Source organism: Actinorectispora metalli (genome assembly GCF_056323685.1).
Genome location: NZ_JBREYE010000002.1, coordinates 1,426,096 through 1,438,582, shown reverse-complemented (window position 1 = coordinate 1,438,582; position 12,487 = coordinate 1,426,096). Strand labels below are relative to the sequence as shown.

Annotated in this window: 12 protein-coding genes and 1 pseudogene; 7 read left to right on the top strand and 6 right to left on the bottom strand. The window is 69.3% G+C overall.

Translation table 11 applies throughout. The features are described from left to right. Positions 1–12: 12 nt before the first annotated feature. Positions 13–744 (top strand): PIG-L deacetylase family protein, encoded by a 732-nt coding sequence (locus tag ACU6XJ_RS27005; protein ID WP_476317602.1) that lies wholly within the window; start codon positions 13–15, stop codon positions 742–744. Continuing rightward, positions 744–1,229: pseudogene (locus tag ACU6XJ_RS27000) on the top strand (chromosome partitioning protein ParB); the annotation flags it as partial. The gene ACU6XJ_RS27005 and the pseudogene ACU6XJ_RS27000, both read left to right, overlap by 1 nt. Before the next feature lie 12 nt (positions 1,230–1,241). On the opposite strand, the gene ACU6XJ_RS26995 reads toward ACU6XJ_RS27000, so the two are convergent. Genes ACU6XJ_RS26995 through ACU6XJ_RS26980 form a run of 4 tightly spaced genes read right to left on the bottom strand, consistent with a single transcriptional unit; the run spans position 1,242 to position 4,590 of the window. Next, entirely contained in the window at positions 1,242–1,982 is a 741-nt protein-coding gene (locus ACU6XJ_RS26995; RefSeq protein WP_476317600.1) for a DUF899 domain-containing protein, read from the bottom strand. 59 nt (positions 1,983–2,041) lie between these two features. Beyond that, positions 2,042–2,779 carry a GNAT family N-acetyltransferase gene (locus ACU6XJ_RS26990; protein ID WP_476317597.1) on the bottom strand — a complete coding sequence of 246 codons (738 nt, stop codon included), beginning with the start codon at positions 2,777–2,779 and terminating at the stop codon, positions 2,042–2,044. Then, on the bottom strand, positions 2,773–4,092 hold the full coding sequence (locus ACU6XJ_RS26985; protein ID WP_476317595.1) for a nucleobase:cation symporter-2 family protein: 1,320 nt from the start codon (positions 4,090–4,092) through the stop codon (positions 2,773–2,775). Before ACU6XJ_RS26985 ends, ACU6XJ_RS26990 begins: the two co-directional genes overlap by 7 nt. A 24-nt stretch (positions 4,093–4,116) precedes the next feature. Beyond that, complete coding sequence (locus ACU6XJ_RS26980) at positions 4,117–4,590, bottom strand: protein-tyrosine phosphatase family protein (protein WP_476317592.1); 474 nt, start codon at positions 4,588–4,590, stop codon at positions 4,117–4,119. Positions 4,591–4,776: 186 nt separating this feature from the next. On the opposite strand from ACU6XJ_RS26980, the gene ACU6XJ_RS26975 reads away from it, so the two are divergent. Beyond that, positions 4,777–4,902: a hypothetical protein gene (locus tag ACU6XJ_RS26975; protein WP_476317589.1), complete on the top strand. Its 126-nt coding sequence runs from the start codon at positions 4,777–4,779 to the stop codon at positions 4,900–4,902. Beyond that, on the top strand, positions 4,889–6,022 hold the full coding sequence (locus tag ACU6XJ_RS26970; RefSeq protein ID WP_476317587.1) for a methyltransferase domain-containing protein: 1,134 nt from the start codon (positions 4,889–4,891) through the stop codon (positions 6,020–6,022). The genes ACU6XJ_RS26975 and ACU6XJ_RS26970 overlap by 14 nt, the downstream gene beginning before the upstream one ends. Before the next feature lie 42 nt (positions 6,023–6,064). Here the strand turns inward: ACU6XJ_RS26970 and trxA are convergent, their stop codons facing one another. Both trxA and trxB read right to left on the bottom strand, forming a co-directional pair. Further along, positions 6,065–6,391 carry a thioredoxin gene (gene trxA, locus ACU6XJ_RS26965; RefSeq protein WP_476317584.1) on the bottom strand — a complete coding sequence of 109 codons (327 nt, stop codon included), beginning with the start codon at positions 6,389–6,391 and terminating at the stop codon, positions 6,065–6,067. A 10-nt stretch (positions 6,392–6,401) separates the two neighbouring features. Further along, entirely contained in the window at positions 6,402–7,322 is a 921-nt protein-coding gene (trxB, locus tag ACU6XJ_RS26960; protein ID WP_476318653.1) for a thioredoxin-disulfide reductase, read from the bottom strand. A gap of 145 nt (positions 7,323–7,467) precedes the next feature. On the opposite strand from trxB, the gene ACU6XJ_RS26955 reads away from it, so the two are divergent. The 3 genes from ACU6XJ_RS26955 (at position 7,468) to ACU6XJ_RS26945 (ending at position 12,416) form a co-directional block, all read left to right on the top strand. Further along, entirely contained in the window at positions 7,468–8,388 is a 921-nt protein-coding gene (locus ACU6XJ_RS26955) for a hypothetical protein (RefSeq protein ID WP_476317581.1), read from the top strand. Between the two features lie 178 nt (positions 8,389–8,566). Next, complete coding sequence (locus ACU6XJ_RS26950) at positions 8,567–9,376, top strand: thioredoxin family protein (protein WP_476317578.1); 810 nt, start codon at positions 8,567–8,569, stop codon at positions 9,374–9,376. 157 nt (positions 9,377–9,533) lie between these two features. Next, positions 9,534–12,416 carry an ATP-binding protein gene (locus ACU6XJ_RS26945; RefSeq protein WP_476317575.1) on the top strand — a complete coding sequence of 961 codons (2,883 nt, stop codon included), beginning with the start codon at positions 9,534–9,536 and terminating at the stop codon, positions 12,414–12,416. Positions 12,417–12,487 lie beyond the last annotated feature (71 nt).

Below are 12,487 nucleotides of genomic sequence, written 5' to 3'. Positions count from 1 at the left end.
AGGAGACATCCCATGCGTGTTCTTGCGATAGGCGCACACCCCGACGACGTCGAATTGCTGTGCGCGGGCACCCTCGCGCACTACATCGCCCAGGGCGCCGAGGTCACCATCGCGGTGCTCACCAACGGCGAACTCGGCTCCCGGCACCTTTCCCGCACCGAAACGGCGCAGGTCCGGCGAGCAGAGGCCGAGCGTGCGACCCGCGTGCTCGGCGCGAAGCTGATCTGGGTCGGCCAACCGGACGGATTCCTGTTCGACAGCCGCGAAACCAGACTGCTGGTCGTCGACGTGCTGCGTCAGACCCAACCCGACATCGTCTTCGCCCACCATCCCGAGGACTACCACCCGGATCACCGAGCCGTCGGACAACTCGCCAAGGCCGCCCGGCTGCTGGCCCGGGAGCCCGCGCTGGTCACCGTGCACCCCCCGACCAGCCGGGTGCCGCACCTGTTCTTCATGGACACCCTCATGGCCGAGGGCGCGCCGATCCCGGAGGTGTGGATCGATGTCACCGCGACCATGCGGCACAAGGAGGCCATGCTCGCCGAGCACGTCAGCCAGAACGACTCCCGGCGCCAACGCAGAGGGTCCGACTTCCTGGACGTGATGCGCACCCAGGCAGCGCTGCGGGGCGGGCAGGTCGACGTCCGGTACGCGGAGGTGTTCTGCACCGCCACGACCTACCCCGCGAGTTCCGCCGCGGACCTCGGCCTGCCGGTCCTGACCGCGACGTCATCCGGGTAATGCGCGGCGATACCGGCTTCCCTCTCGCGGACGCCGAAAACGACTTCATCCGAGTTCGGCGTCGACAGGTGCTGTCCCGGCTGGCCGCCTGGCTGCGCCGGGAGCCTGCCGACGTCAACGCCATGCTGCGCTACGACGACGTGGTCGCCGCCCTGGGCCGGGTGAGCGAACGGCACCTCGGACTACGCCCGATCCGGCTGGACTCGATCGTCGGCAGCGTGGACCGCGGGCACGAATTCGACCGCCGGTTCCGGCCCACCTCGACCCGGGTACGCGAGCGGTGGCAGCGGCTGGCCCTGGCGCACCGACGCGGCGAACCCATCCCGCCGATCGACGTGTACCGGATCGGCGACCTGCATTTCGTGCGCGACGGCCACCACCGGGTCTCCGTCGCTCGGGCGCTCGACCTGCACGGCATCGACGCGCGGGTCACCGAGGTGGTGACCCGGCTGGACGCCAACCGGTACCGGGGCGATCGGGCCGTCCTCACTAGCTGATCAGGGTGCGAAGTCGGGATGGGGGTCGCGGTTGGCGGCGGCGCGGCCCTTGGGCTCCTCCCAGGCTTCCTGCCTGCCCAGCGCGGTGAGGTCCAGATAGTAATAGGAGCCACCCACCGTCTCCGCGCCGCGACCGTACATCGAGTACGTGTGGTAGATGTCCTCGCCGTCACGGAGGAAGCAGCTCAGGCCGTGCCGTTCCAGGGAGCCCCCGGTGTAGAAGGGGATGCCCATGGCGTCCCACTCGGCGGCGGTGCGGTAGTTGTAGGTCACCGGGGCGACGGACTCGTCGAGGGTGACGTGGTAGTCGTAGTTGAAGTCGCTGCCGTAGGCGGAGTACCAGGGGAAGGTCCAGCCGCGGCTCGCCTTGTACGCCTCGATCTTGTCGATGGGCGCCCGGGAGACGTACGCCAGCGTGGTGTCGCGGACGTGCAGGTGCGCGAGCTTGCCGTCGGACATCTCGTCCGCGCCCGCCGTGCAGCTTCCGCAGCCCGCCTCCCAGTCGGGGTCGAACATGAAGTGGCAGACGATCAGCTGGCTGCGGCCGTCGAACAGCTCCGCCAGACTCGCCTTTCCGTCCGTGCCTTCGAACACGTAGTCCTTGTCGACCCGCACCATCGGCAGGCGCCGCCGCTCGGCGCTGAGGGCGTCTCGGGCCCGGGTAAGTTCCTTCTCCTTGACCAGCAGCTCTTTGCGCGCGGCCACCCACTCGTCGCGGGATACCACCTGCGGCAGGCTCATGTCGCTCCTCGGTTCGTTCCTGACGTGTCAGTCATGAAGACGAACGAACCGGCGGCAAATCATTGGTCGGGCAGCACCCAATACCGGTACTCCGACATATTCCTGAAAGAAGCCCTGCTGTAGAGCCTGTTCGCGGACTCGTTCGCCGCCACGACCTGGAGCCAGGCCCGCTGAATCCCCCGTGTCGACACCGCCGCGAGAAGGGCGCGCAGGATCGCGGCGCCGTAGCCGCGGCGGCGGGCGTCGGGCCGGACCCCCATGCAGTAGACGCCTGCCCAGCCGTCGACCAGCGCCAGTCTCGCGACGGCGGCGGTGCCATTGTCCTCGATGCTCGCGTACAGGCTCGGCGTCGCCAGCAGGATGCGGCGGGCGATATCGGCTTCCCGATCGCCGCCGCGGCCGTCGAGCCGCCACCACAGATCGAACCAGCCGTCGTCGGGCTGGTCCTTGATCGTCACGTCGGCCGCTGCCGTCAGCCTGCTCAAGGACTCCGGGATGGTGGCCGTCCGGACAAGCGTGGGGGAGTGCTCCCGATAGCCGCGTTCGGCGAGGGCGGCGGCCAGACCGCGGGGTCGGGTCGCCGGGCTGACCTGGAACGCCGGCGCCAGACCCTGCTCCCGGTAGAGGCGCTCGACCTTGCCGATCGCGGCGTCGACATCGGGCGGTGCGGCGCTCGGGAGGACCGAGTTCGCCCGCTTGGTGACCCCGGACGACAGGCGCGCCAGCCAGCCGTCCACCGGGACCGTCGTCAACGCCTGCCAGCCTCGGCTGGTCAGGTGGTCCAGGTCGGTCAGCACGGGGTGGGTTCCTTCTCCGGCGGGTCCAGGCTCGGCGCGGCCAAGCGACGGCCGAAGACGAGGTTGAGCAGCACGGCGGCGATGCAGCCGACGCTGATGCCCGATTCCAGCACGGTCTGGGTGGTGGCGGGAAACCGGTCGTAGAAGGTGGGCAGCGCGATGGGGATCAGGCCGAGCCCGAGCGACGCGGCGGCGATGGTGCCGTTCACGGGGCTGTCCAACGCGTCGTGGGCGAGGATCTTGATACCGCTGACGGCCACGCTGCCGAACAACACCACACCCGCTCCGCCCAGGACGGCCTGCGGGACGAGCGCGATGACGCCGCCGATCACCGGGAAGATCCCCAGCAAGACGAGGATGCCGCCGCAGACCGTGACCACATAGCGGCTGACCATCCCCGTGAGCGCGACGAGCCCGACGTTCTGCGCGAACGCCGTGCACGGAAAGCCGCCGACCAGGCTGCCCGCGGCGGAGGCCAGCCCATCCGCGCGCAGGCCGTCGGCGATGGTTCGCGAGGTCGCGGGTTTCCCGGTGATCTCGCCGAGGGCGAGAATGCTCGCGGTGCTCTCGGCCATGATCACCAGCATCACGATGACCATCGAGATGACCGCGGCCCAGTCGAATCGCGGTGCGCCGAAGTGGAATGGGGTCACGGTGGTGAGCACCGGCATGTCCCCCAGTGTGGCGATCTCGCCCAGCGGCCAGGCCAACAGCGTTCCGGTGACGATGCCGATCAGCAGCGCGGCCCTCGTGGCGAAACCCGTCAGGTACCGGTGGGCGATCAGGATGGCGAGCAGCGTGGCCGCCGCCAACAGGAGGTCGGTCGGGCGGGGAGTTCCCGTGCTGCCCGCTATCCACCGAGTCGCCACCGGTAGCAGGGACAGCCCGATCAAGGTGATCACGGTGCCGGTCACCAGTGGCGGGAAGAACCGCACGATCCGGCTGAAGAAGGGAGCCGCGAGAACCATGACGGCGGCGCCGATGAGCACCGCGCCGTAGATCACCGCGAGCGCATCGCCGTCCTTGTGCTGCTCGGCGATTGCCAGCATCGGCGCCACCCCGGCGAAGGTCGCCCCGTTGACCAGCGGGAGCCTGGCGCCGAACCGCCACAGGCCCAGGGTCTGGAGCAGCGTCGCCGCACCCGCCGTCAGCAGACAGGCGCTGATCAGCAGCAACTGCTCCCGGGTGTCCAGCCCCACTGCGCCTGCGATGATCAGCGGCGGCGCCACCGCGCCCGCGTACATGGCGGCGGTGTGCTGGAGTCCGCCCACCACCAGTTGGGGCCAGGGCGGAACTCGGTCCACTGCGTACACCGCAGGCTCCCTTGTGCGCACTGTCTACGCTCGGACGGTGGTGCCGAAGCGCGTTATCCAGCGCCGCTGCCACGGCGTTTCGACAGCGTGCCGGTGATGATGAGCGCGAGTCCAGGCAATTACCTCATCAGCCGGAAGTCCACTCAGGATGGCAAGGCAGGCGATAACGGTCCCGGTCCTGCCGACCCCGCCGCCGCAGGCGATTTCCACCCGCTGTCCGGAACCGGCGAGCCGGTGCACCCGGCGAATCGCGGCAGCCGCGGCCTCGAAATCGGACGGCACCCAGAAATCCGCCCACCGAACCCATTCATGCGGCCACCCAAGCGACGGCTCGTGACGACGGCGCAGCCGGGGAGAACCCAGGTAAAGGCCGAATTCCGGCGCAGGCCCGGCAGGCAGTCCCCGGCGCAGCCCCCGTCCCCGCACTCGCACACCATCGGGAAGCTCGATGCTCCCCACGAATGCCGAATTGTCTGGTTCACCCACGCCGACCCCCATTCCTGAAGTCACCTTTATAGGGCACCCGCTCAATACCGGTGGGCCTACACCCGCCAGGGAGGCCAAGCTGGATGGCGGGTGTCACCAGGTTGAGGAGGAGGCCCGCGCCCACCCGGCTCGGCCCTTGCCCGGTCTTGATCATGATGGTGTGCTGTGTGGTGCGAACGACACCAACCGGAGGCACCGATGGGCAAGCACACCCCGGACCGGGACGGCGACGTCCACCCCGATACCGCGGCGAACCTGGACCCCAAGGCGTTCGAGCAGAACGCGCGCCCGGCGACGGAAACAGATGCCGATGACGACGATTGATCGGCTCGTCGCCGAACTCGACGGGGCGAACCTGCTGCCCGGCGAGTGGCGGCAGGCGTTCCACGCGGTACGGCGGGAGCATTTCCTGCCCGCCCAAATCTGGGTGGACGACGACCACGGCAATCCCCAGCCAGTGGACCGCGAGCAGCACCCCGACCGCTGGTTTGAGGCCGCGTACTCGAACGTGCCGATCCTGCTCCAGTTCGATGACGGCCGGACCGTCTGGCCCGCGACCGATGGTGAGCTCTGTACCAGCTCCGCGAGCAAACCCGACCTCGTATTGCGCATGCTCGCCGCCCTCGACATCCACCCCGGTCACCGAGTGCTGGAGATCGGGGCAGGCAGCGGCTACAACGCCGCCCTGCTCGCCGTCCGCACCGGCCCGGAGAACGTGACCACGGTCGAAATCGACCCCGACCTCGCCGCGGCGGCCCGTTCCGCCCTGCACACCGCCGGGTTCCCGGTCGAGGTCGTCGTGGGCGACGGCACCAAGGGCCACCCGACCAACGCTCCATACGACCGCCTGATCGCCACCGCGGCGGTCCGCGCGGGCGAATTGCCCTACGACTGGATCGCGCAGCTGCGGCCCGGCGCGGTGATGGTGGTCCCGATGCGCACCGACTTCGGTGGCGCGGCGCCGCTCGTGCGGTTCACCGTGGACCAGGAAGGCACCGCGCGAGGGGTTCCCATCGGACGCGTGGGGTTCATGGCGCTCCGCAGTCACCGCACCCCCGATCGGGATCTCGACCACCCGGACCCCAACGACGGCGAGCAATCCTGGACCAGGCTGAAGCCCTGGAGGGTCGCGGAAACCCACGATGTCCGATGGGCCATCGGCACCCGCGTACCCAGCTGTGTGTGGGAACACCAGCCTCCAGCCGGAGGCCGGCGACACCACGGGCTATGGCTTCGCGATCCCGCCGGCGACTCGTGGGCTGTGGCGATCTACGACGACGGCGCCGGGCCGAGGGAGGTCCGCCAGTACGGGCCGCGTCGGCTGTGGAGCGAAGTCGAGGGGGCGTTCCGGCAGTGGGCTGAGCAGGGCAAGCCTGCCATCGAATCAACCGTGATCACCATCGGGCCGGAACAGCAATCGATTGGGAGCCCGGCGAGTCCTTGATCCGGCAGGCCGCCGCCGACCGGGTCCGCGCCCTGCTCCCGGTCAGATGACCTGCGCCAGGTCGGCGAGCAGTGCCTGTTTCGACTTCGCGCCCACGATCTGCTTCACGACCTTCCCGTCCTGGAACAACAGCAGCGTCGGCACCGACATGATCTGGTAGTCCCTGGCGATGGTGGGGCTGGTGTCGATGTCCACCTTCGCGACCGTCAGCTTGTCGGCGTGCTCGGCCGCGATCTGCTCCAGAACCGGGGCGACCATCTTGCACGGGCCGCACCAGGTCGCCCAGAAATCCACCAGCACCGGCTTCTCGCTGCGCAGCACCTCCTCGGCGAACGAGGAGTCGGTGACCGCTTTTGTGTTGCCTGCCATGGAAACTCCCTCAGTGGTGTTCGGCGAGCAGGCGCTCGGCGTCGATGGCGGCGGCGCAGCCGGAGCCCGCCGCCGTGATGGCCTGCCGGTAGGTGCGGTCCACCAGGTCGCCCGCGGCGAACACGCCCGCCAGGTTCGTGGCGGTGGTGGGCGACCGGACCAGCACGTAGCCGTCGTCGTCGGTCTCGACCTGGCCCTTGACCAACTCGCTGCGCGGAACGTGGCCGATCGCGACGAACACCCCGGTGACATCCACGGCGAAATCCGTGCCGTCCGCCTTGCGCAGACGCGCTCCGGTGACCTTGTCCTCGCCGAGCACCTCGGTCATCACGGCGCCCGTGCACCAGCGGATCTTGGGATTGGCCCGCGCCCGTTCCAGCATGATGCGGGAGGCGCGGAACTGCTCGCGCCGGTGGATCACCGTCACGCTGCGGGCGAAGCGGGTGAGGAAGGTGGCCTCCTCCATCGCCGAGTCCCCGCCGCCGACAACGGCGATGTCCTGGTCGCGGAAGAAGAAGCCGTCGCAGGTGGCGCACGAGGACACCCCTCGTCCCAGCAGTTCCAGCTCGCCCGGGATGTTCTGGTAGCGCGGCGCGGCGCCCATCGCCAGGATCACCGCACGCGCCTCATGGGTCACCCCGTTGGCGGTGACGGTCTTGACCTCGCCGGTGAGGTCCACCGAATCGACGTCCGTGGCGCGGAGGTCCGCTCCGAACCGCTCGGCCTGCGCCCGCATCTCCGCCATCAGGTCGGGGCCCATGATCCCCTCGCGGAAACCCGGGTAGTTCTCCACCTCGGTGGTGGTCATCAGCGCACCGCCGTACTGGGTGCCCTCGAAGACCAGCGGCGCCAACTGGGCGCGCGCCGCGTACACCGCCGCCGTGTAACCGGCGGGGCCTGAACCCACAATGATCAGCTCGTGCAACTCCAGCCTCCCGAAGCCTGTGTGTGCCGACCACAATGCGGCCCCCGGCCCGGGTTGGAATGCCCATACCCAATAAATGGGGGGTGCGCAGGGTTTTGTTGGGTGCCCGCACGCATTGAGCCGGGCCGGTGCGTGGCGGATGGTCCACACCATGACCATCGTCGCTGCTGCCCGCCCCGTCGTCCCTGCCCAGCGGGTCGCCGGGTTCCCCGCACTGCTGTCCGCGGCGCTCGATCAGACCGGCCTCACGCTGCAAAGCATCCAGCGCAAGCTCGGTCAGCGCGGCATACCCATCAGCGTCGCCACCCTCAGCTGCTGGCGCCGAGGCGTCACCCGGCCGGAACGTCCCGAGTCCATGCGCGCGGTGCGCGCTTTGGAGGAGATCCTCGGCCTCGCACCGCACTCGCTCGCCGCCACGCTGGGTCCGCGCAGACCTCGCGGCCGGAAACCGTCCATCACGCAGCTATCGCACGCGTTGGGGCTGGAGACCCGGCATGCCTGCCTGCTGCGCGACCTGCTGGCCGAGCTTGGCGCCGAGCCGGAAACCCACCAGCTCAGCTTCGACAGCGTGCACCTGCGGCACCGCGTGGATGAGCACCGGATGCACCGCGTCACCCGCGCGCACAACGTGATCCGCTCGGAGGTCGGTGGCCTGACCAAATGCGTCGTCCTGCACCGCTGGGACGACACCGACGCGGGGCCGCCGCTGATCGCCGCCGCCGAGGGCGGCCTGCTCGGCGACATCGCGGTGAACCACGAGGCCCGGCTGCTGCTGGCCGCCATCGACTTGGAGGCCACCCTCCAGGTGGGGGAGACCGCGGTGCTGACCTACGACCTGAGCTGGCGGCCGACCGAGCCCGCCCGGCAGTTCGTGCACTGCGTCCAGCAGCCCGCCCAGCACTATCTGCTCCAGGTACGGTTCCATCCCGACGCGGTGCCCGTGCGGTGTTGGACCACCCTGGGCGCGGCTGTCGAGCTGGGTTCGCGGCGGCTGCCCATCGCCTCCGACGGCACCCATGTTTTCGCCAAGAACATCGGACAGGGAATGGCGGGCATTCACTGGGCGTGGTGAAAAAGCCTGGAACTCACTGTAAAACACCCCGCCCATTTCCCATTGTCGAAGAGTTCTCCAATCGCCAGGATTGGGACGTAACCGGATCCGCATCGAGACAGTCCATTCCTGCGACCGACTGTGCGGACCCTGCACCGTGGTCGGGAATTTCCTCGGCCCTGTCCGGAAGGAAATGACAGTGATAAGGGGTATTTCGCGCGCCCTGGGCATTGTGCTCGGGATCGCGGCGCTGGCCATGGGCCTGTTCGCGGGCACATCGGCCGCCGCGCCCGCCGTTGCCAACGAGAACATCGTGGTGGTCACCGCGAGCAATTACAACCAGGTGGTGGCGCAGTCCGACACCAAGCTGGTCATCTTCTACTTCGGGCACGAGGGCTGCCCGCCGTGTCGAAAGCTCAAGCCGGAGATCGAGCGGCTGGCGAAGGCCAACGGCGGCAAGTGGCTGTTGGCAGAGGTTGACACCAGGCAGCAGCGTGAGATCACGCGGCGGCACAACATCAAGGGCACCCCGACGCTGATCAGCTTCAAGAACCGCGCCGAGAAGGCCCGTGAACTCGGCTACAGCGGCGATCCCGCGGAGCTGAAGGCCTGGATCGACGCGCAGGTCCGCGCCCACGGCGGCGTGGGTACGCCTGCGGACGAGAACATCGTGGTGGTCGACAGCCGGACCGTCTACGACAACGTGATGGCGCAGTCCGACGACAAGCTGGTCATCTTCTACTTCGGATATGTGGGTTGCGGCGCCTGCGACCTGCTCAAGCCCGAGTTGGAGAAGTTGGCCAAAGCCAACGGCGGCAAGTGGCTGCTGGCCGAGGTCGACACCCGGAAGAACCCGGAGCTGGCCAAGCTGCACGACTTCAAGTACGTCCCGACCCTGATGTCCTTCAAGGCTCGCGCCGAGAAGGACCGCACCGTGGGCTGGGACGGCGCGGAAGCGCTCAAGGCGTGGGTCGACAAGCAGGTCGCCGAGCACGGCACGAAGCGCTGAGGAACTCGGGGTCCGGCCGGCGCGATCCGGCCGGACCTCCGAGCGAATTCATTAACGTTCTGATGATTTCTATGAATGGAGAATCCGTTGTATAACCGCGACCCATAAGCAATTCTTTGTTGTCGCGATGCGACCAATTAGATATTATCTTGTGACAATGGGGATCAACGGGCATTATTCGGACACGTCCCACGGCGCGCACGTGATGATCGGGCGCAGCCGGGAGGTCCGCGATGTCCTGCGCGCCGTCCTCAACCCGCCTGCCGTCGTGCACCTGCAGGGCGAGGCGGGCATCGGCAAGACCCGCCTGCTGCGTGAGCTATTGGCCCAGCCCGCCCTGCACGGCAGGCAGGCCTTGGTCGGCAAATGCCACCTGGTGAAGGAGCCCTTCCCGCTCGGACCGGTGCTGGACGCCCTGCGCACCGGCCTGTCCCCGCGGTGGGCAAGCACCGGAAATCCGCTGCTCGGCGCGCTGCGCCCGCTGCTGCCCGAACTCGACGCCGTCCTCCCGCCCGCGCTGGACCCGCTGTCCGACTCCCGCGCCGAACGCCACCGCCTGTTCCGCGCGGTGCGTGAGGCGCTGGCCTGCTGTCCCACCGTGCTGGTGCTCGACGATCTGCACTGGGCCGACGACGCCACCGCCGACTTCGTGACGTTCCTCAGCGGCTGCCTGCCCGAGCACCTCGCGCTGGTACTGAGCTACCGCTCCGACGGCCTCGACGCCGAGGTCGCCGGTGCCGGTCCCGAGCGTGCGGTCACCGGCGGCGGCACCACGACCAGCGTCCTGTTGCGGGCACTGCGCCCCGAGGACGTGCGTGAGCTGGTCAGGGCGCGGTTCGGCGCCGACCTGGGCCGGGCCGCGACCGAGGTGCTGCACGAGCGCACCGGCGGGGTGCCGTTCGCCATCGAGGAGGTGCTCCGCGCGCTGCTGGTCCGGCTGGGCGCCGGCGCCGATCAGCCCGATCTGGCGCGTGCCCTGGACGAACTGCCGGTGCCCTCCGGTTTCCGCGCCGCCATCGCCGAACGCATCCACCGCCTCGGACCCGCCGCCCGCCGAGTGCTGCACGCCGCCGCGGTGCTGGGCACGCCCTCCACCGAGCAGCAGCTCACCTCGCTGGCGGCGCTGGGCATCGGCGGCCCGAAAGCTCTGGTCGACGCGCTGCGCAGCGGGCTGCTCCGCGATCACGGCACCGACCGCTACGAGTTCCGCCACGCTCTCGCCTTGGACGCCGTCTACCAGGGCATTCCCTCACCGGAACGACGCGCCATGCATGCGCGGGCGGCGGACCTGCTGTCCCAGAGCCCGCAGGTGCCGCACGTGTTGATCGCGCGGCACCGGCGCTGCCAGGGGGACCGCGCGGGCTGGCGGCGGCACACCGAACTGGGCGCGGACCGGGCGTTGGCCATGGGGGACACCGCGACCGGGGTTCGGCTGCTGCGGGACCTGTTCGCCGACTCCGACGAAACCGAGCCCGACACCGCGCGGATCGCGGCCAAGCTGGGCCGCGCAGCGGTGCAGGGCCTGGAGTACGACGAGACGGTGGAGGTGCTGCGCCGCATCCTGGTCAACCCGCGGATCTGCACCGAGGTCAGGGGAGAGCTTCGGCTCCAACTGGCGATCCTGCTGCTCATGCACGCGGGCGATTACCGCCACGGCTACTGCGAACTGGAACGCGCCGTCAAGGAACTGGACGAGCGTCCGGACCTGGCGGTGATGGCCTTGTCCCTGCTGGCCCGCCCCAACCTGGGCCGCCGCCAGATCGGTGTGCACCAGCGCTGGCTGGCCGAGACGGAACGGGCCATCGAGACCGTCGCCGATCCGGTGGTGCGCACCTATGCCGAGGTCAACGTGGCGGCGGCGCTGTTGTCCAGCGGACAGGCCCGCGGCTGGGAGGTCGGCAGGCGGTTCCTCGAGGCACCGCCCAACGAGGAAATCGGCACGCAGTACTACCGAGGCTGCGTGAACATCGTCGACAGTGCCAACTGGCTCGGCGACTACGACCTGACCCGCCGCTACCTCGACCGCGCCGCGGAACTCGCCACCTTCAACGTGCCCTTCAGCGAGTTCTCCTTCAAGGTCTGCTCGGTCGTGCTGGACTGGCTGTCCGGCCGCTGGCAGGGCCTTGCCGTCCGCGCCGCGGAGGTGTGCGAGCGGTATGCCGACCAGCCTCACAGCGTGGAAAGCCGACTGGTCATCGGGGCGCTCGCGTTGGCCGCGGGTCGCATCGAGGAGGCAACCGAGCAGCTCACGGGCGTGGACCCGGATGTCGGCACCGGCCCGGTCGCGGCCACCGGGTCGGCGCTGCTCGCCGAGCTGTACTGGCTGCGGGGCGTGCAGCCGTCGGCGCTCAACCGCCTGCGGCACGCCCTGGAGATCGTGGATGTCACCGGCAACTGGGTGTGGGCAGGCGAGGTCGCACCCATCGCCGTCGACCTCTACCTCCGCGCGGACCTTCCCGACAGCGCCCGCGACGTGGTCGAACGGTTCCGCAACGGCATCGCGGGCTGCCAAGCGCCCGCGGCCGAGGTGTCGCTCGCGCTGTGCGAGGCGACACTGGCCCGCGCGAGAGGGAACATCCCCGCCGCACTGGTGGCCTACCAACGTGCCGAGGACGCGTTGGCGGTGTGCCCGCGCCCGCAGTACCGCGCACGGCTGCGCCTTGATCGCGGCACGCTGCGCTACGACCTCGGCGAGGACGGCTCGGCGGATCTGTTCGCGGCGCTGCGGGGGTTCACCGAACTCGGCGCGAACTTGTGGGCCGCGCAGTGCAGGCAGCACCTGCGGGAACGGCAGGCGCTGCCGCAGACCAGGGGCCGCCCCGGCTACGGCGACCGGCTGTCGCCCCGTGAGCTTGAGGTCGCCCAACTCGCCGCGGACGGCGCGTCCAACAACGACATCGCCGAACGCCTGCACCTCTCGCCGCGCACCGTGGAACGCCACATGTCGCAGATCCTCCGCAAACTCGGGGTGCGTTCCCGCTCGGGCGTCGTGACGGCGCTGCTCGCCGAACACCTCGAACTCCAGGAATTCACGGGCTAGCACTAAAAATCACCAAAAAACCGTCTGTTGCCCCGATCGCAATTCGGTGAATAGTCTCGAACCGTTGATCG

Excerpts from the sequence above, each read along its gene's own strand:
- ACU6XJ_RS27005 (WP_476317602.1), top strand. The coding sequence starts at position 13 with ATGCGTGTTCTTGCGATAGGCGCACACCCCGACGACGTCGAATTGCTG.
- ACU6XJ_RS26995 (WP_476317600.1), bottom strand. The coding sequence starts at position 1,982 with ATGAGCCTGCCGCAGGTGGTATCCCGCGACGAGTGGGTGGCCGCGCGC.
- ACU6XJ_RS26980 (WP_476317592.1), bottom strand. The coding sequence starts at position 4,590 with ATGGGGGTCGGCGTGGGTGAACCAGACAATTCGGCATTCGTGGGGAGC.
- ACU6XJ_RS26975 (WP_476317589.1), top strand. The coding sequence starts at position 4,777 with ATGGGCAAGCACACCCCGGACCGGGACGGCGACGTCCACCCCGATACC.
- ACU6XJ_RS26970 (WP_476317587.1), top strand. The coding sequence starts at position 4,889 with ATGACGACGATTGATCGGCTCGTCGCCGAACTCGACGGGGCGAACCTG.
- trxA (WP_476317584.1), bottom strand. The coding sequence starts at position 6,391 with ATGGCAGGCAACACAAAAGCGGTCACCGACTCCTCGTTCGCCGAGGAG.
- ACU6XJ_RS26955 (WP_476317581.1), top strand. The coding sequence starts at position 7,468 with ATGACCATCGTCGCTGCTGCCCGCCCCGTCGTCCCTGCCCAGCGGGTC.
- ACU6XJ_RS26945 (WP_476317575.1), top strand. The coding sequence starts at position 9,534 with ATGGGGATCAACGGGCATTATTCGGACACGTCCCACGGCGCGCACGTG.